Origin of the sequence: Mycobacterium sp. 852002-51152_SCH6134967 (assembly GCF_001667105.1) — a bacterium.
Lineage (GTDB): Bacteria > Actinomycetota > Actinomycetes > Mycobacteriales > Mycobacteriaceae > Mycobacterium > Mycobacterium neumannii_A.
This window is the reverse complement of the sequence record NZ_LZIK01000017.1, coordinates 14376-32137: the sequence shown is the minus strand read 5'-3', so window position 1 is coordinate 32137 and position 17762 is coordinate 14376. Positions and strand designations below refer to the sequence as shown.

Sequence of the window (17762 nt, the reverse complement as noted above, 5' to 3'; positions counted from 1 at the left end):
CGCAGGCGGGCGAATCCGGTGCCGGACCCGTCGTCGGACACGGCGGTTAGGGGATTGCCGTTAGGGGATGGCGGCGCGCTGGGGGATCACGACTGCGGAGACAACATGGCCCGCAGCATCGACAACATCTCGGAGCGGGATTCGGCGCCGAGACGACGGCGGATTCGGGCGACGTGGTGTTCGACGGTCTTCGCCGAGATGAACAACTGTGTCCCGATATCGCGGTAGGGCATACCGAGGAGCAGCAGTTCGGCGACCTCGCGCTCGCGGTCGGACAGCCGAGACGACGCGGGACGCGCCGAGCCGGTCCGGGCGGTCTCCGGCGCCGCGAGTTGATCGGATCCGGGTGCGTCGTCGGGTGCGACGGTCTGCTTCAGGTCCCGCGCGAGCTGCAGCATCGCGCCCGACACCCGGCCATCGGGGGTCTGCAGCGCAGCCTGACCGGCCAACCGGGTCGCGTCCCAGGTGAGGCCCACCTGCGCGAGCAGTCGCGCTGCCGTCGTGACCTCGTCGGTATCGACGTGATTGGCCAGAACCCGCAACCAGGTGCGGCCGGCAGTGGCCAGCGTCTTGGCGAAGGCGCTGTGCGTGGCCGCGGCAGTCAGCGCCTGGCCGTGCGGGGCGACGGCGTCCGGGGAGTTGGCGAGGATGCCCGCGTGCACACCGGCCCAGTGCAGAGGAGTCGACCACAACACGGGCTCACCGAGCGAGCCGAGCAGCGCGAAGGCCTCGTCGAGGGTGTGCTGCAGCCGGTCGATCTGACGCATGCGGGAAGCGGCCACCCACAGTTCACCGAGCGGCAGTAGGGAGAACAGGTCCATTGAGTACTCGGCGAGCACCTCGACCGCCGCGTACCAGTGCTTCTGCATGGCGCCGGCGTCGCCGCTGCGGCGCGCGATCGCCGTCTGCAGCGCGGCCGCCCACAACGCGTCGCGGCGGTGCAGCGGGGAGGTCTCGGCGTCCGCGCACGCGATTGCCACGTCAGACGTCGCCGCGGGCAATTGCCCGTCCTGCATCCGCACCCAGCCCAGCAGCAGCCGGTGTCTTCGGGCGACGAAAAGCGCTGCCTCCGTACCGTCTTCGAGACTGGCGCGCACCGCACGGGCGATCACGCTGCGGGCCCGGACCGGATCGCCCCCGTGCAGGGCGGCCAGCGTTACCAGCGCCGCGGGGGTGTCGGGGGCCACGCCTTCCGCCGGCTGGTCGGCGGTGATCGCCTGTCCCAACCGGGAGACGGCTGCGGGGTATGAAGCGTCCAACGACATCAACAGGCCGTCGGCGAGGCTGCGCGCGGCTCGGGCCGTGGAGGTGGGCGGGCCGGCGCTCTCGGCGGACAGCGCCGTCCGAGCGGCCGACAGGTCGCCTGCGGCGAGTGACACCACCGCGCCCGCCGCGCTCACGAACGCGTCGGGATACGGGCCCAGCCAACGAAACAGGTCCGCGGCCTGTGCTGCGCTGCCGTCGTGCAGGGCGATGCTGGCGGCGATCCTCACCGCGGCGGCCCTCTCGGCCGCATCGTCGGAGCCGAGCAGTTGATCGGTGAGCCGACCAGCGGTGACGCAGTCGCCGGTCAGCGCCAGCGCGTCGGCAAGCCGCGGACTCAACGTGGTCGCCCCCGCATCGACTGCGGCGCGGTAAAGCCGTGCCGCCCTTGTCGGTTGGCTGCGACTACGGGTGGCCATGTCGGCCAGCGCGCTCGCCAGCCGATCGTCGCGCAGACCGTGTTCGGCCATCTGGAGCGCCAATTCAGGTGAGAGCGTGGATGATTCGAGTTGCGACACCAGAAGCGAGATCTCGGTGTCGTGATGACGTGCGGCGCCGAGGATCTGAGCGACACATCGGTGCAGGGTGCGCAGGAAGGCCCGGCTGTAGGAAGGCTCGGCGAGACCGGTGGCGCGGGCGCGATCGACCACCGTGTAAGCCTGCTCGGCGTCCATACGTAACGCCGCAGCGACGTCGTCGGGACCGAGGCCTCTGCTCAGAGAGGTGACCAGAAGGGTGTCGAGTGTCGCGTCGTCGAGGCGGCGCAGCCGTTCGGTCAGCGCGTACGTGACCGCCTGCAGGACCGCGGTGGCCGGCGCGTCGTCCTGCAGTTCGACGACGGCCGCGATCGCCGGTTGCAGCAGGAAGGGCAGGCCCGCCGTCGCCACGACGAAAGATCGCACCATGTCGGACGGGGGTGTGCCGCCGAGCTTTTCGGTGACGAGGCTTGCCACGTCGGCCGGGGGCAGCGGTCCCAGGCTGATGATCGGGTTCTCGCGCTCGATCGCCGTGGACAGCGCGCGCATCGCCGGGCGGTGCGCGATCGGCTCGCTGCTGACCACGAGCGTCGAAGGCAGATCCGACACCCGTCGCGCGAGTTCGCCGAGTTCGTGATCGTCCAGCAGGTGCGCATCGTCGAGGACGACCGCGGCCGCCGGATCGTCGTCAGCGCGCGGTACGCGGGTGAGCACCCCTACGCCCGCGGCCCGAAGCGCGGTTCGAACGGCGGCCAGCACCGATGTCTTGCCCGTGCCGATGCCGCCCGACACAAGTAGTTTGACCGGCTCGGTCGGCGCGGCTGCCAGCCCTGCGACCGCCTCGCGTGCGGGCGGCGGGATCTCGGTCCGCGGGTCCGACGCGGTCATCGGTCTATGGCGCGTCCGGAACGGGGATGTCCGGCTCCGGTTCGACCGATGTGGTGGGCGGGTCGGTGGTCGGCGGCTGGGTGGTCGTCGGCTGCGTGGTCGTGGGACGCGTCGTCGTGGTGGTGGGTTGCGTCGTTGTCGTCGTCGTAGTGGTCGTCGTCGTCGTCGTGGTTGTGGTGGTGGGTGACGTCGTGGTTGTCGTCGTCTCCGGGGGCGGGGGTGGCGGGACCACGCTGGTGGTCGGGCGCCCATCCGTTCCGGTGACGGTAACCGTCTGTGGTGCAACCGAAGTCGTCGTCTCCGGCGACGGTCCCGACTCGAAGGTCGTCGCGGTCTCGGTGACCGGAGTGCTGTCACCTGTGGTGCTCGTCAGCGTGACGGCGAGACCACCGGCGGCCAGCAGTGCGGCTGCGGCCGCCGCGCCGAACAGCACCACCGGCCTGCGGTACCACGGCAGTGGTTCGGGTTCCGGCTCGTATTGCTCTTCCTCGTGGGCGAACTCCATCGCGGGCCGAGCGCCGGTTCCGCCCGCTTCGAACGTGTAATCCTCACCGGCATAAGGGACCGGCTCGTCGACAGGCGAGTCGTCCTGCGACCACGCCAGGGCGCGGAACGTCGCCGAGCCTGCGCCGTCGGAGGCCGACTCGGCGGCTGCGACGCCTGCGGCTCCGGCGGCCCACGCTGCGGCGGACATGCTCGTCGGCGCCATCCCGGTCGGGGCATCGGGGGCGACGGCGGCCATCCCGGTGGCAGCCTCGGCGGCGTCGGCGATCAGCGCGGCGCCCGCAGCGACGTTGAGTTGGGACTGCGGCGTGGTGATGACCGGCGCGCGCAGCCGGGTCGACAACTGCTGGGTGATCAGCGGGATGTTCGCCCCGCCGCCGACCGTCGCGACGGCCGAGACATTTACCGGCGGAATATTGTTGCGCTGCAGAGCTTCCTGGACGGCATTGAGCACCCCGTCGAGCGGCTCGCTGATCAGCTGCTCCAGCTCGGTGCGGGTGACGCGCACGTCGGAATTGAAGCCCGGCAGGTCGGCGTGCACGACCGCGGCGGTGTCGGCCGACAGTTGTTCCTTGGCCACGCGGGCCTCGTTGCGTAGCCGGGCCAGGGAACTGACGGCGGCGGTGCCCGCGGGGTCGGCGTCGTTGGCCGCCGCGATGCCCGCTACGACGTGGTTGAGCAGGAGCTGGTCGATCTGGTCGCCGGAGAAGTCCGCGTAGCGGACCGTCTCCCCGATCGGGCCGTAGCCGGCTGACGCGTCGGCCAGGCTGATGCTGGTTCCACTGCCGCCGAAATCGCACAGCACTACGACACCGCTCGACGGCAACCCCGGCGCGGCCTGCAGTGCGGCGAGCGCGGCCGCCGAATCGGGCACCAGCGCAGGCTGCACCCCGTCGGGAGCCAGGCCCGGCGCCGCCCGCAGGGCGCCCCGCAGCGCGCCCGTGGTCGCCGCCCCCCAGTGCGCGGGCACCGCAATCACGACAGGGGCCCCACCGCCGACCGTGCGCGCCATGGCGTCGAGCGCCTCGACCAGCACCCGCTCTCCGCGATGAGGTGAGCCATCGGCGGCGACCAACGGCACCGGGTCGCCGACGCGTTCGACGAAACCGCTCAGCACCATGCCCGGTTGGTTGAGGTTGGGGTTTTCGGCGGGTACACCGACCTCCGGCGCGCGATCGTCGAATACGGTGAGTATCGATCGGCGCATGACCGGGGGGCGGCCGATTCGGGCCGCCACCAAGTTGGTCGAACCGATCGACAACCCGAGTGAGTCGCTCATCTCCACCTCTACATTTGGCCGTTCATCACGATAGCGGCTCAACGTCTTCGGACACGGGAGCTGCCCCTAGTGGGAGGAAATCCCCTAACACCGCATCCCCTAACGACCGGGCCGAGCAGGTGGGTTTTGCACCGATCACCGCGGCGGTAACCGTCGATAGCATCGTGGCAGGCCACTCGGCTAGGTCTTGTCTCTAGCCACCTATATCTGTTCGAGGGAGGGAGGGTGTTTCATGGCCAACGAGTTACTCGACTTCGTCATGTCGGTGGTGCGTGATCCCGACGCAGCCGCGCGTTTCGCCGCCGATCCGAATCAAGCCATTCTCGACGCCAATCTGACGAACGTGACCAGTGCCGATGTCCACGCCCTGATCCCGGTGGTGTCGGAGTCGATGTCGGCCCTTCCGACGACCGTTCCGACCGCGCTGGACGGCGGTATCGCCGAAGCGGCAGGCAACGTCTGGAGCAGCGGAGCGGCCACCGCCGCCTTCGACGCGTTCGGCGATCACGTGCCCGCCGATGTGGTGGACGACGTGTCCGCCGCGTTGATCTCCGATCCGGGGGTGCCTGAACTCGCCGAGCCGGATGTCCCGAGCGTCGCCGACGCCGACGACACCGCGTTGCAGTTGGACCAGCCGGTGATCGAGGACGTCGTCGACGACGTTGTAACCAGCGACGACTTCAGCGACGCGCTCGCCGATGTGCAGCAGCTCGACATCGACGCGGGCGGATTCGACATCTTCGACTGACAAACCTGAACCGAAGGAATGCGCGGCCCCTTGAGGGGCCGCGCATTTTTTGCCGTTTCGGCTCGAGAATGCGGACCTTTCGGCCGATTCCCGAGCCATCCCCTAATCCCCTAACCGAACCCCTAGTCCGATCCCGGGACGGTGCTGTGCAGGGAGGGGTCGCGACCCCGTTTCAGGGGCGTCGCGGCGGCCATAACGTGGTTCTCAGCTCGCCGGACAGCCCGGCGACCAGACCAAGACCAACATCTTCGAAAGGATCCGACATGAACCTCATCGACTGGTTTCTGAACCTGTTCCGCGACCCTGTCTCCGCCGCCGCGTTCGTGGCGGACCCCGACCGCGAACTGCACCAGGCCGGCTTCGGCAACGTCTCGGCCGCCCAGGTGCAGGCCGTGGCGGCCACCGTGGCGCCTGCGGCGGTGGTGCATGGGGGTGGTGATCCGGTGGTGGGGCTGCAGCAGGCGGTGGCCCAGACGCACGGGATCGCGTTCGCCCCGCAGCGGCAGACCGAGGTGTTGTCCAACAACGACACCCTCAGCCATAACGACACCCGGTTCTTGAGCCCGGAGACCAACACGGTCAACCACGCCGGTGAGGACCAGCAGCAGGGCATCGGCAACTTCGGGCTGGAGTTCGGTGACATCACCTTCGGTGACAAGACCACCAACACCGCCACCGACGGCGGGGTGGTCAACACCGGCACCGCAGGCGATATCGATGCCACCAACGTCGAGGGTGACGGCAACGTCGTCGGCGATGACAACGAAAACGTCAACACCGGTGACATCGAGGACTCCAACGTCAACATCGGCGAGGACAATGAGATCGACGACAGCGGAGACCAGACCGCCGGCGGCGACATCATCTCCGACAACGAGGGCCCGGTGATCAACGACGTCGACATGAGCGGTGGCAGCGGCGGCAGCGCCTCGGGCGGTGACGGCGGTGGCGGCCTGATCGGGGTCGGCAATGACGGCGGCAACGCCACCGGTGGGGCCGGCGGCTCGGGTGGCGGGATCGTAATCAACGACAACGACACGACCACCACCAATGTCGATGGCAACCAGACCAATGTCGGCGATATCGACGGCAGTGTGACCGGCGGCATCTCGGGCGGGTCGAGCATCGAGGACAACTCGGTGGACAACTCGGTCGACAACTCGGTCGACAACTCCGGACAAGACAATTCGACTGACAACTCCGGTCAGGTCAACACCGATGTCGATGTGGACACCACCGTCGACACCGGCCTGTTCTGAGCCCAACCACACAACGCCGCTGGCGGGGATCAAACCACGATCCCCGCCAGTCGGCACGTCTACCGTTGACTCACCGGCCCACCCGGACGCGAGGACTTCATGACCCAAGGCAACGACCCACGACCGGCCAGACAAACAAAGGCCGGCGAGCCGGCCAAACAGACTTCGGCCGGCGAGCCGGCCAAACAAACAAGGGTCATCGTCGAGCTGATCGACCACACCAGCAGGATCGCCGACGCCAACGATCGCGCTGATCTGGTCGAGCGGTTGGCCAAGGCCAAGGACCGCATCACCGACCCGCAGATCCGGGTGGTGATCGCCGGACAGCTCAAACAAGGCAAGAGCCAGCTGTTGAACTCGCTGCTGAACGTTCCTGTCTCGCGGGTCGGTGACGACGAGAGCACGGTGCTGCCGACCGTGGTGACCTACGGCGAGACCGCCGCCGCCAAGCTGATCGTGGCGCGCGGCGAGGGCGAGGAACCCGAGGCCGTCGAGATCTCGATGGCCGACATCAAAAACGATCTGCGCCGGGCGCCGCAAGCCCACGGGCGTGAGGTGATCCGGGTCGAGGTGACCGCGGCCAGCCCGCTGCTCAAGAACGGGCTCGCGTTCGTCGACACCCCCGGCGTCGGCGGGCACGGTCAACCACATCTGTCGGCGACGCTGGGCCTGCTGCCCGACGCCGATGCCTTGCTGATGTGCAGTGACACCAGCCAGGAGTTCACCGAACCCGAGATGACGTTCATGCGGCAGGCCTTCGAGATCTGCCCTGTCGCCACGATAGTCGCGACCAAGACCGATCTCTACCCGCACTGGCGCCAGATCGTCGAGGCCAACAAGGCACACCTGCAACGCGCGGGTGTCACCGTCCCGATGATCCCGGCCTCCTCGCTGCTGCGCAGCCACGCGATCGCGCTCAACGACAAGGAACTCAACGAAGAGTCGAACTTCCCGGCCATCGTGAAGTTCCTGAGTGAGCAGGTGCTGGCGCTACAGAACGGGCGGATCCGCGACCATGTCGTCAACGAGATCTATTTGGCTGCCGAACATTTGACGCTCAAGGTCAAGGCCGAGCTGTCCGCACTCAACGACCCCGACACGCGGGATCGGCTCAAGGAGGACCTCGAACGGCGCAAGCAGGAGGCCCAGGATGCGTTGCAGCAGACAGCATTGTGGCAGCAGGTGCTCAACGACGGGATCGCCGATCTGACCGCCGATGTCGACCACGACCTGCGCGGGCGGTTCCGCATCATCGGCCAACACATCGAGAAGGTCATCGACACCTGCGACCCGACGCATCACTGGGCCGAAATCGGAGCCGAACTCGAGAACGCGGTCGCCACGGCCGTTGGCGACAACTTCGTCTGGGCGTACCAACGGGCCGAGGCGCTGGCCGCAGATGTCGCGCGCACGTTCGTCGAGGCGGGCCTCGACGCGGTCAGCATGCCCCAGCTCGACCCCAGCCGGATGGGCGCCAGCCTCGGGGAGATGAAGTCTGTGGGCAAGCTGGAGGCCAGGCCGGTCCGTGCGGGGCGCAAGCTGACCATGGGGATGCAGGGCTCGTACGGCGGCGTCCTGATGTTCGGCATGATGACGTCGTTCGCGGGTCTGGGCATGTTCAACCCGATCTCGCTGGGGGCGGGTCTGCTGATGGGGCGCACGGCGTACCGCGAGAACATGGAGAACCGGATGCTGCGGGTCCGCAACGAAGCCAAGACCAACACCCGCCGCTTCCTTGACGACACGCAGTTCGCGGTCGGCAAGGAATCGCGCGATCGGCTCAAGGCGATCCAGCGGCAGCTGCGCGACCACTACCGCGGCATCGCCAACCAGACCTCTCGATCACTCAACGAGTCGCTGCAGGCGACCATCGCCGCCGCGCAGGTGCAGGAGGCCGAACGCAGCGGCCGGATCAAGGAACTCGAGCGCCAGCTGAACATCCTCAATCAGGTCACCGATCACGCCACCAAACTGATGCCACCCGAATCCGCGCCTGAACCCGTCAAGACCACGTAGCCGCGGCGGTGCCTAAGCTGGACTCTTGGCCATCGCCGAACGCCGGAGAGCAGGCAGGAGCATTGGTGGGCAGCGCGAGATGAGCACGAGCGACCAGGTACGCGCGATCCTGGGTGGAACCATCCAGGCGTACCAGGCCGATCCTGCTTACGCTTATCGCCCCGATGTGCACAACGAGCTCGAGCGCATCGGCGGTCGGCTCAACCAGCCGATCCGGATCGCGCTGGCCGGCACGCTCAAGGCGGGCAAGTCCACGTTGGTGAATGCGCTTGTGGGCGAGGACATTGCGCCGACCGACGCCACTGAGGCCACCCGCATTGTGACGTGGTTCCGGCACGGTCCCACTCCGAAGGTGACCGCGAATCATCGCGGCGGCAGGCGATCCAACGTGCCGATCGGGCGCGATCCCAACGAGGGCGGGCTGACGTTCGACTTCGCCACGCTCGACCCCGAGGACATCGTCGACCTCGATGTGGAGTGGCCGGCCGCCGAGCTGATCGACACCACGATCATCGACACTCCGGGTACGTCGTCGCTGTCCCGCGACGTCTCGGAGCGCACCCTGCGCCTGCTCGTACCCGCGGACGGGGTGCCAAGGGTCGATGCGGTGGTCTTTCTGTTGCGGACGCTGAACGCCGCCGATATCGCGCTGCTCAAGCAGATCGGCGAGCTGGTCGGCGGATCCGCGGGCGCGTTGGGCGTGATCGGCGTGGCCTCTCGCGCCGACGAGATCGGGGCAGGGCGCATCGATGCGATGCTGTCGGCCAAGGACGTCGCGACGCGGTTCACCGCCGAGATGGAGCGGACCGGGACGTGTCAGGCAGTGGTTCCGGTGTCCGGCCTGCTGGCGTTGACGGCACGGACGCTGCGGCAGAGCGAGTTCGTCGCGCTGGAGAAGTTGGCGGCGGTGGACGCCGCCGAGCTGACCAAGGCGATGCTGTCGGTCGACCGCTTCGTCCGCGACGACAGCCAGTTGCCGGTGGATGCGGCGACGCGGGCCGCACTGCTGGACCGGTTCGGCATGTTCGGGATCCGCATTTCGATCGCGGTGCTGCGCGCCGGTGTCAGCGATTCGGTGGCGCTGGCCGACGAATTGTTGGAGCGCAGCGGACTGGTGGCGTTGCGGGAGGTCATCGATCAGCAGTTCGGGCAGCGGTCGGATCTGCTCAAGGCGCACACCGCGTTGCTGTCGCTACGGCAGTTCGTCCAGGCCAACCCGATCTATGCAACGCCCTACATACTGGCCGACATCGACCCGCTGCTCGCGGACACGCACGCGTTCGAAGAGCTCCGGTTACTGAGCCAGTTACGTTCGCGGCCAACGACGTTGAACGACGACGAGATGGCCTCGCTGCGACGGATCATCGGCGGTTCGGGTACCGACGCGGCCAGCAGGCTCGGCCTGCAGCCGGACAACCCCTACGACGGACCGCGCGCGGCGTTCGCGGCCGCACAACGCTGGCGCAGGCGTGCAGAGCATCCGTTGAACGACCCGTTCACCACCAGGGCGTGCCGGGCGGCGGTCCGCAGCGCGGAGGCGTTGGTGGCCGGTTACGCCGCGCGCGGGCGGTAAGAGCGTCAACGACCGGAGCCGCCGAGTATTCGTTGCTCGAACAGGTCGGCGCCGAACGATGTTCCCCCGGTCACCGCGAATCCCGCTGCGACCCGCTTGGCACCCGCGGTCATCGCCATGGCTTCGCGAACTTTGAGGCGCAGCCGTGCCGCTGACAACTTCTTCGCGGGCAGTCGCGTGCCGCATCTCGCCACTTCGACGCGCCTTGCAACCTCGAACTGGTCGCGTCCGAAGGGCACTGCGCACACCGGTACGCCGTGCTGGAGTGCCTTCTGTGTCACACCCATTCCGCCGTGCGTGATCGCGCACACGGCTCGGTTCAGGACTGCTTTGTGAGGGACCATTCCGCACACCGTCGCGTTCGGCGGAATGCTCATGTTCTTCGGCGGTCCAGTCGGGACGGTAGCCACCACATGCACCGGCTCATCGGCTAACGCTACAAGCGCTGTCGCAACGAGGTCGGTGTCGGCTTGCGCTTCCGACGACGTCGCGACGAGGATTAGCGGCTGGTCGATCGACTCCGTCCAGTCGGCACTGGCGTCCGAGGCCGGGTCGAGTGCGCAGGGCCCGATCATATGGACCGCATCACCCCAATCGGTCTGCTCATACTGGAACGGCTTGCCAGAGGCGACAAACATCAGCGGTGCCCGACGCAGGTACTCATCGGTCGTCGTCACCGGTGGTAGGCCTACATCGGCACGGATACTGTTGATCGACGGCAACATCATCTTTTCGATGGATTTAGTGACTACTGCTTCTATCAGCGAATCACGGGCCCGACCGACGATTCCTTGCATCGGTTTGAGGCCTAACCCGAAGGGTGGTACTTCGCGGGACCGCATAGGCGGTGTGTACGGCGAGAAGCACGCCCATGGGATTTCACCGGCCTCGGCTGCCGAGCGCGCCCCCCAGCAATTCACATCGATCAGTAGAGCATCGGGCTTGACGCCATCGATCGCGGCGGCGAGGTCGGTGACTTCGTGCGCGGCGCGTCGACCGAAGGCCGCGACACCGACCTTCAGGGCTCGGCGAGGATCGGTCGTGTTGCCGTCGCCGAGCGGGATGCTTTCGATGCGGGGGTCAATTGGGGCGGAGTCGAAACCCAGACGTGTGGCCATGTGGACCACGCTGGACAGCGTGCGGAGATGGATGGTGTGGCCGCGGCGCGACAACTCGATGCAGAGTGCGCTGATCGGCATCATGTGCCCCAGCGCGGGGGATGTGTATGCCAAGATTGTGGCCATCTCTCACACCGTCTCAGCCTGAGTATTCGATTCGCTCGCGAACCGGTGTGCTTCTGCCAGTCTGCCTCGCGCGTCTAACGTTTCGCACAACTCGAGGTACCGGCCCGCGAGGTCCACGTAGTCATCCGAGCGGTCTTCGACCTTCGCCAGTAGGGTGCGCGACTTCATCCACCACAAATCGAGAGCAGGCGCGCCGGGGCGTTCGTCGTGCCACTGAGCGACGATTCGATGTACCTCCGCGAGATCATCTGCTGTTCCTCGCTCGACCAGGAGCTCGACTAGAGCTTCTTGCGCGACTACACCGAAAACCGGTGAACACCCTTTGCTCTGCGCCCGGACAACTCGGAGCTCAGTGATCGCTTGGTCCAGTTTCCCCTGACCCGCGGCATCCATGGCGAGATCTCTGCCGATCGTGGTCAATCCGACTACCCCAACCCGGTACTTGTTGATGTCCGCCCGCGCTTTGCGGAGCGCATCTATTGCCTTCCCGCGGTGTTCCTCGCCCGCGCGCAGCAATACCGTGCCGTACGTCCATTGCGCGATGACGATGCCGCAGGCATCTCCGAACGCCTTCGCGCGACTGAGCGCGTCATGTGTGTTATCGACCAAATGGCCTGCTTCGCAGAGGCCGAGCGTCACCATGACCGCCCAATAAACCTGCACCGACGCATAGTTGATGGGAGGTAGCGAGCGCGCTTGCCGATACCCTTCTTCGAGGTGTCGTCGGCCCGTCTCGGACTCGCCTAGACACGCTTCGATCACCCCACGAAGTGCTACTGCGGGGGCGACTTCAACGGCCGGCGCGTCTGGTAGGAGGTTGACGATTTCGGTGACTGTCTGCAGAGCAGCATCGAATTCGCAGCTTGCGAATTGGGTAAAGGCTATTGCGTTCAATATGATTCCACGCGTCGCGGCATCGAGCTCGATACTGGCTGCTAACGCATCGAGGTGTGGCAACATCGCCGCTGCATCAGAGACGCGGAAGTCGTTGACCGTCAGGGAGAACATCCGCCCGGCCGTGCCGAGAGCGAGCGACTTCAGGTCGCCCGCCGCCATCGCCAGATCACGAAAGTCTTCATACCGCTCATCGGTATCGGAGGCATCGCCGACGTACAGTAGTGTCGACATCAGCATCGTCCGGGGCGCGACGCGCATTGCTATGACGTCACTGTCGTTGTCGTGCAGTTGATCTGCGATGCGACGTGCGTTCTCCCATCCCATCCGTGCCGCTGCCAGATCCCGCGGCCGGAGCCATTCCGACGCTCGCATATGCCACTGATACGCACTCGAGAGCTCGCCCGCCGCTTCCAGATGAGTCGCGATCAGTGCAGCATTCTGGTCGGCGGCACTTGGGTCGCGCGCTTCGATGGCGGCCGCAAGTCGACGATGCGCTCGGGAGCGGGTTGCGCTCAGCTGCGAGTCGTAGGCGACCGCGCGCACCAGCGGATGGTGGAAACAATAGCGTTGCTGCGGAACGAATTCCGTCTGGTCGATCATTTCGGCAGCCACCAGCTCAGCCAAGCCCGGTGTTACCGCATCTGCGCGCAGTACCCGGAGGGTGTCGATGTCGAACCGGCCACCGATCACGGCCGCCGAATTCAGAATCGCCTTGGCGTCGGCGGACAAGCGGTCGATTCGAGCCGCGAGCACGGCCTGAACCGTTGCAGGAACGGATATCTCACCGATATCCGCGATCAGGCGATAGCTTCCTCGGTTTCCGGTCAGTGCCCCGCGACCGGCGAGGTCACGAACGATTTCCTCCATGAAGAACGGGTAACCGGCCGCTGCGTCGGCGATCCGCTTCGCGACACCCGCAAGCGACGGGTCAGTGCCCAGAAGCTGGCCTAGCAGCTCCAAAGATTTCGAATTCGTAAGCGGCTCCAGTGTCAGCTTGTGCTGAGAATGGCGGTGTAACGCACCATGGAACTCGGGACGGTAGGTTGTCACCAACATCGACGTCGTTTCCGCGAGTCTGCCAGCGAAATCGGCGAGGATGGCGTCGCTGGGCTCGTCGATCCAGTGCGCGTCGTCAAGAACGAACAGAAATCTGCCCGAATGCGCCTGCACCGCAGAGCCCATCACTTCGGCCAGTCTTCGCCGCCGTCCGTCGACACCGATGTGCAGAACAGTTGCTTTCGGGTCCGAGATCCCCACCGCGTCGAAAAGTATTTGTGCGTCCATCGAATCAGGCTCGAGTCCCGCGCACGTCGCCAGAATATGCTTGCGAGCGTCGGCATCACTCTGTGCCTCGACGTCGAACATGGCGCGCAGCAACCGCGTCACTGCACGGAACGCGAGCTGTGTGGTGTGTGCTTCGCAGCGAGCGACGACCACTCGGGCGCCTTCGTTGGCCACGACCGCGCCGAACTCCCGGATGAGCCGGCTTTTCCCGACGCCGGGGCCGCCGACGATTCCGACCAGCGATCCCCGTCGCGTCGCGAAGAGGTTCTGTAGTCGATCCAGCTCGGCGTGGCGGCCGAGCATCAGTCCTTCGTTGCGGCCCAATACAGTCTGGTCGGTTTCAACGGTGAGGAGCTCTCGTGCAGTCACCGGTTTGTCGCTGCCTTTAACCGCGATCGCATGGGGCGGGCCGAGCCGCACTGCGTCTTCGACGAGCTGGGCCGTCGACGAAGAACACAGCACGGTGTCCGGCGCAGCGGCCGCCTCCATTCGTTGAGCCATTCCGACGGGATGACCGATTGCTGTGTAACTGCCTGGGCCCGAACCGACTTCACCAGCGATGACATCACCGGAATTCAGGCCGACACGCAGACGCAGTGCGACGCCGTCCCGATTTCGCACTTCCGTCGCGAGCTCTCGGGCTGCCGACTGGATCTCAAGCGCTGCGATGCAGGCCCGCAGTGCGTGATCTTCGAGAGCCCTTGGAGCGCCGAACAATGCCATCAAGCCGTCGCCGGTGAACTTGTCTACGGTTCCCTGGTAGCGCTGCACCACCGCCCCAGCACGGTTGAACAGCTCATGCATGATCTCTTGCAGGCGCTCGGCATCGAGCCGAGCCGCGAGTTCCATCGAGGCGACAACGTCGGCAAACAGCACCGTTACTTGCTTGCGTTCACCGACGGGCCGCTGCGGGGTAACCCGGGCTCCGCAGGCGTCGCAGAAGCGCGCTCCGGCGCGGAGGTCATGGCCACACGACCCACACCGATCGGCGATCTCACTGGACGGACTGGCCATCCCCCGATATCTCCTACGCCGTCAATTTCCGAAGTGATCATCGCAAATCTCTCGGCGAAGCGGCGGATAAACGAGAAGTCGGCGCAGCGGCAGCTTGCCCGGCCCTTTGCGCGACACCGACTATGGAGCCGGCGTCTCCGTCACCGTCTCGGTCACCGTTTCCGTCTCGGTTTCGGTGGTGATGATCGTCGTCGTCGGCGGCGCAGTGGTCGTCGTCGTGGTGGTCGTTGTGGTGGTCGGCTCCGTGGTGGTGGGCGCCACCGGTGGCGCGGTGATGGTCTCGGTCACGGTCTGGGGAGACACCGTCGTGGTGGCGGGTGCGGTGGTCCGCGCCGTCGTCGTCAGCGGCGTCAGCGACGTGGGTTCGGTCGTGGAGTCATTACCGCTGATCAGACTGGCCAGCCCCCACACGATCAGGGCGACGACCAGGGCACCGATCGCGCCGAACGCGACCAGCGCAGCGGGCTTGCGGTACCAGGGCACCGGCTCCTCGGGCGGCACGCCGGGGCCGCCGTCGCCGTAATTGATGTACGCCGTCGGTTCGTTGTCCGGATGGTTCGGGTCGGGAGGTCCGTATCGCGCCACGGCCACCGATAGTAGGCGCTCAGGGGTACGGATAGAGCGTGCGCGTCACATTCGTCCGGGGTCGGCGCGTCGTGCGGGTCGTGGTCCGGTCCTCGTCAGCCTCGCTGGTGGGCGGCCGCTCGCTGGTTGTCGTCGTCTCACTGCTCGAGGTCGTCTCGCTGCCGGAAGTCGTCGTTTCCGAGGGCGGCGGGTCGTTGATCTCCGTCGTCTCGGGAGGGCTGGTGCTGGTGACCGTTCCGGTGGTCGCGGTGGTGGCCGTCTGGGTCTCGGTCGGGGTGAACGTCGGCTCCACGTAGTTCAGCGGCGCCTGGGGCGGCTCGCTGGACCGGCCGGCAACGAAGGAGACCGCCAACACCAGGAGCCCGATCGCGACCAGGCCGAGCAGGCTCGCGCCGACGACTTCCGGCGTGCGGTTGTACCAGGGCTGCTGCGGCGGGTCCCCACCGCGGTCGTGGTCGTTGCTGTTGCCGCCGGGCACGGCCACTGATCGTAGGGCCGCGGGCCCGTGTGCGCCCGCTCAGCGAAACTGCGGAAGCACCTCGCGGGCGACGAACTCCAGGTGGGCGAGGTCTGACATATCGAGAACCTGCAGGTATATGCGTTGTACGCCGACCTGGAGGAAAGGTCCCAGCTTGTCGGCGATCTCGGTGGCCGTGCCGACCGTCGGGGAGTTATTCCGCAACTCGTCGACCTCGCGGCTGATCGCGGCCGCCCTGCGAGCGATCTCGCCGTCGTCGCGGCCGGCGCACAGCACGAACGCCGCGGAGTACGTCATCGAATCGGCGGGACGCCCAGCATCGGACACGGCCGCGGCGACGCGCTCGAACTGGGTCTTGACCGTGTCCAGTCCTACGAACGGGACATTGAACTCGGTGGCGTATTTCGCCGCTAGCGCCGGCGTCCGCTTGGCGCCCTGGCCGCCGATGATCACCGGCGGGTGCGGCGACTGCGCGGGCTTGGGCAGGCCGGGAGAGTCGACGACGGTGTAGTGCCGGCCGGAGTAGTCGAACGTCTCACCTTGCGGCGTCGTCCACAGACCGGTGATGATCTGCAGCTGTTCGGTGAGCCGGTCGAATCGTTCGCCAAGCGACGGGAACGGGATCGCGTACGCCTGGTGTTCGGCCTCGAACCAGCCCGCGCCGAGGCCGAATTCGACTCGGCCCCCGCTCATCTCGTCGACCTGGGCGACCGATATCGCAAGTGGGCCCGGATATCGGAATGTCGCGGAGGTCACCATCGTTCCCAGCCGGATCGTGGAGGTCTCGCGCGCGATACCTGCCAGCGTGACCCAGGAGTCGGTCGGGCCCGGCAGGCCCTCACCGCTCATGGCCAGGTAATGATCGGATCGGAAGAACGCGGAGAAGCCCAGATCTTCGGCGGCTCGCGCGACGGCGAGCTGGTCGGCGTACGACGCGCCCTGCTGCGGTTCGACGAAAACCCGGAAATCCACCGATGCGCTCACGGACGCCAGCTTAGATACGACCAACAGATCACAGGCCGCGACGGTTTCCGCGCACCGCCTCGACGGTCGCCGGGTCGCCGTCGAAGTCCAGGCGCACTTCGTCGCGACCGGAGATGAACAGCAGCAGTTCCTGCGCTTCGCCGACGATGGTCAGTGGTTGACCCTTTCCGACCGTGGCCAGCACCTTGCCCTGCGGTGTCTTCAGCGTCATCCGCGCGGGCGCCTTCGCCAGCGTCATCTTCGCCATCAGCGGCAGCGAACGCGTCAGGGCGTTGACCGTGCTGTCGTCCAGAGGTCTTGGCTCCCAACCGGATTGCGCGCGCCGGACGTCTTCGTGATGGATGTACATCTCGCCCATGTTGGCCACCGGGTCGAGCAGTTTGAACGGCGAGTACAGCGGCGGGCCGGAGGCGACCTTGTCGAGCAGTTCCTCCCAGTCGGTCTGCGCGGTCCGCCGTTGCACTTTGTCGGTGTATCCGGCCAGTGCCGGGAGCATGATCCCCGGGGTGGCGTCGAGCCTGCGCTCGCGTACCACCAGGTGCGCGGCGAGGTCCCGGGTGGTCCAGTCCCCACACAGGGTGGGGGCGTCGGGTCCGACCTCGCGCATGGTCTCGACGAGGGCGGCGCGTTCCCGTTGTGCGGCGGTCATTCCTCCACCTTAGGGACGGGCGACCGTCACACGCCCCACTTGACCATCTCCCGGCCGGGATGGGCCTCGTGCCACGCCGCGATCGCGGCATCCCAGTCGTCGCCGTCCAATTCGGTGATCGACGCCGGGAAGATCCCGTCTTCTTCCTTGCGGGTGTGCTCCCAGAGGTCCTCGACGGCGTCGCGGATGGCCTGCTGATCGGTCTCGCGGGCCAGGTCCACGGAGGCGAGGAGGTCGGCGAGTTCACGATGCTCGCGAATGAGGGGCGCGATGTGCTCGGCGAACAACTCCACGCGCAGGAGGGGCTTGAACAGGCCGTTCTCCTCGCCGCGCCAGTGGGTGCTCAGCTCCTCGGCCAGCTGTGCCAGAAGCTGTCGCGCTGTGTCGAGGTCGCCGCGGTCGATACCCCGGACGGCCTCGCCGCCCAGGTTGAGCACGTGGGCGTGCTCGGAGATGTAGTCGCGGATGAGCGGCATGTCGCGGCAGCCGCAGTACTGACACATCGACATCGACGCTACGCCCAGGGAACAAACTCGCGAGGCGGTCCGTTGACCGATTCGACAGTTGAGTGAACTAGGCTCAAGTCTGGTTGACAGGTTAGGGTTGGTCGGCGCAGGCTTG

13 protein-coding genes are annotated in these 17762 nt (G+C 66.8%); 4 read left to right on the top strand and 9 right to left on the bottom strand.

Going from position 1 to position 17762, the window contains the following annotated elements:
• Nucleotides 1-86: 86 nt before the first annotated feature.
• Nucleotides 87-2627 (bottom strand): isoniazid response ATPase/transcriptional regulator IniR, encoded by a 2541-nt coding sequence (gene iniR / locus A5790_RS05905; protein WP_066841846.1) that lies wholly within the window; start codon nt 2625-2627, stop codon nt 87-89.
• A gap of 4 nt (nt 2628-2631) precedes the next feature.
• Nucleotides 2632-4410, bottom strand: coding sequence for an Hsp70 family protein (locus A5790_RS05900; RefSeq protein WP_066841858.1), 1779 nt, complete (start codon nt 4408-4410; stop codon nt 2632-2634).
• Nucleotides 4411-4642: 232 nt separating this feature from the next.
• Here A5790_RS05900 and A5790_RS05895 point away from each other — a divergent pair, with 232 nt between their 5' ends.
• From A5790_RS05895 to A5790_RS05880, 4 genes are all read left to right on the top strand, one after another.
• The gene (locus A5790_RS05895) at nt 4643-5158 is read left to right on the top strand and encodes an IniB N-terminal domain-containing protein (protein ID WP_066841845.1); all 516 of its coding nucleotides are present in this window, start codon (nt 4643-4645) and stop codon (nt 5156-5158) included.
• A gap of 263 nt (nt 5159-5421) precedes the next feature.
• On the top strand, nt 5422-6417 hold the full coding sequence (locus A5790_RS05890) for an IniB N-terminal domain-containing protein (RefSeq protein ID WP_066841844.1): 996 nt from the start codon (nt 5422-5424) through the stop codon (nt 6415-6417).
• 99 nt (nt 6418-6516) lie between these two features.
• Nucleotides 6517-8433 (top strand): dynamin family protein, encoded by a 1917-nt coding sequence (locus A5790_RS05885; protein ID WP_066841843.1) that lies wholly within the window; start codon nt 6517-6519, stop codon nt 8431-8433.
• A gap of 79 nt (nt 8434-8512) precedes the next feature.
• Nucleotides 8513-10006, top strand: a complete 1494-nt coding sequence (locus A5790_RS05880) for a dynamin-like GTPase family protein (protein WP_064420035.1) — start codon at nt 8513-8515, stop codon at nt 10004-10006.
• 5 nt (nt 10007-10011) lie between these two features.
• On the opposite strand, the gene A5790_RS05875 is transcribed toward A5790_RS05880, so the two are convergent.
• The 7 genes from A5790_RS05875 to A5790_RS05845 form a co-directional block, all read right to left on the bottom strand.
• The gene (locus A5790_RS05875; protein WP_064420034.1) at nt 10012-11250 is read right to left on the bottom strand and encodes a glycosyltransferase; all 1239 of its coding nucleotides are present in this window, start codon (nt 11248-11250) and stop codon (nt 10012-10014) included.
• Between the two features lie 3 nt (nt 11251-11253).
• Nucleotides 11254-14445 (bottom strand): adenylate/guanylate cyclase domain-containing protein, encoded by a 3192-nt coding sequence (locus A5790_RS05870; RefSeq protein ID WP_066841842.1) that lies wholly within the window; start codon nt 14443-14445, stop codon nt 11254-11256.
• Nucleotides 14446-14565: 120 nt separating this feature from the next.
• The gene (locus A5790_RS05865) at nt 14566-15030 is read right to left on the bottom strand and encodes a hypothetical protein (protein WP_066841841.1); all 465 of its coding nucleotides are present in this window, start codon (nt 15028-15030) and stop codon (nt 14566-14568) included.
• Nucleotides 15031-15049: 19 nt separating this feature from the next.
• Nucleotides 15050-15508, bottom strand: a complete 459-nt coding sequence (locus A5790_RS05860) for a hypothetical protein (RefSeq protein WP_156656311.1) — start codon at nt 15506-15508, stop codon at nt 15050-15052.
• A gap of 39 nt (nt 15509-15547) precedes the next feature.
• Nucleotides 15548-16492, bottom strand: a complete 945-nt coding sequence (locus A5790_RS05855) for an LLM class F420-dependent oxidoreductase (protein ID WP_082961600.1) — start codon at nt 16490-16492, stop codon at nt 15548-15550.
• A 28-nt stretch (nt 16493-16520) separates the two neighbouring features.
• Nucleotides 16521-17141 (bottom strand): TIGR03085 family metal-binding protein, encoded by a 621-nt coding sequence (locus A5790_RS05850; protein WP_064399841.1) that lies wholly within the window; start codon nt 17139-17141, stop codon nt 16521-16523.
• A gap of 26 nt (nt 17142-17167) precedes the next feature.
• Complete coding sequence (locus A5790_RS05845; protein ID WP_066841856.1) at nt 17168-17644, bottom strand: hemerythrin domain-containing protein; 477 nt, start codon at nt 17642-17644, stop codon at nt 17168-17170.
• Nucleotides 17645-17762: the final 118 nt, after the last annotated feature.

Excerpts from the sequence above, each read along its gene's own strand:
- iniR (WP_066841846.1), bottom strand. The coding sequence starts at position 2,627 with ATGACCGCGTCGGACCCGCGGACCGAGATCCCGCCGCCCGCACGCGAG.
- A5790_RS05900 (WP_066841858.1), bottom strand. The coding sequence starts at position 4,410 with ATGAGCGACTCACTCGGGTTGTCGATCGGTTCGACCAACTTGGTGGCG.
- A5790_RS05895 (WP_066841845.1), top strand. The coding sequence starts at position 4,643 with ATGGCCAACGAGTTACTCGACTTCGTCATGTCGGTGGTGCGTGATCCC.
- A5790_RS05890 (WP_066841844.1), top strand. The coding sequence starts at position 5,422 with ATGAACCTCATCGACTGGTTTCTGAACCTGTTCCGCGACCCTGTCTCC.
- A5790_RS05885 (WP_066841843.1), top strand. The coding sequence starts at position 6,517 with ATGACCCAAGGCAACGACCCACGACCGGCCAGACAAACAAAGGCCGGC.
- A5790_RS05880 (WP_064420035.1), top strand. The coding sequence starts at position 8,513 with ATGAGCACGAGCGACCAGGTACGCGCGATCCTGGGTGGAACCATCCAG.
- A5790_RS05875 (WP_064420034.1), bottom strand. The coding sequence starts at position 11,250 with ATGGCCACAATCTTGGCATACACATCCCCCGCGCTGGGGCACATGATG.
- A5790_RS05870 (WP_066841842.1), bottom strand. The coding sequence starts at position 14,445 with ATGGCCAGTCCGTCCAGTGAGATCGCCGATCGGTGTGGGTCGTGTGGC.
- A5790_RS05850 (WP_064399841.1), bottom strand. The coding sequence starts at position 17,141 with ATGACCGCCGCACAACGGGAACGCGCCGCCCTCGTCGAGACCATGCGC.
- A5790_RS05845 (WP_066841856.1), bottom strand. The coding sequence starts at position 17,644 with ATGTGTCAGTACTGCGGCTGCCGCGACATGCCGCTCATCCGCGACTAC.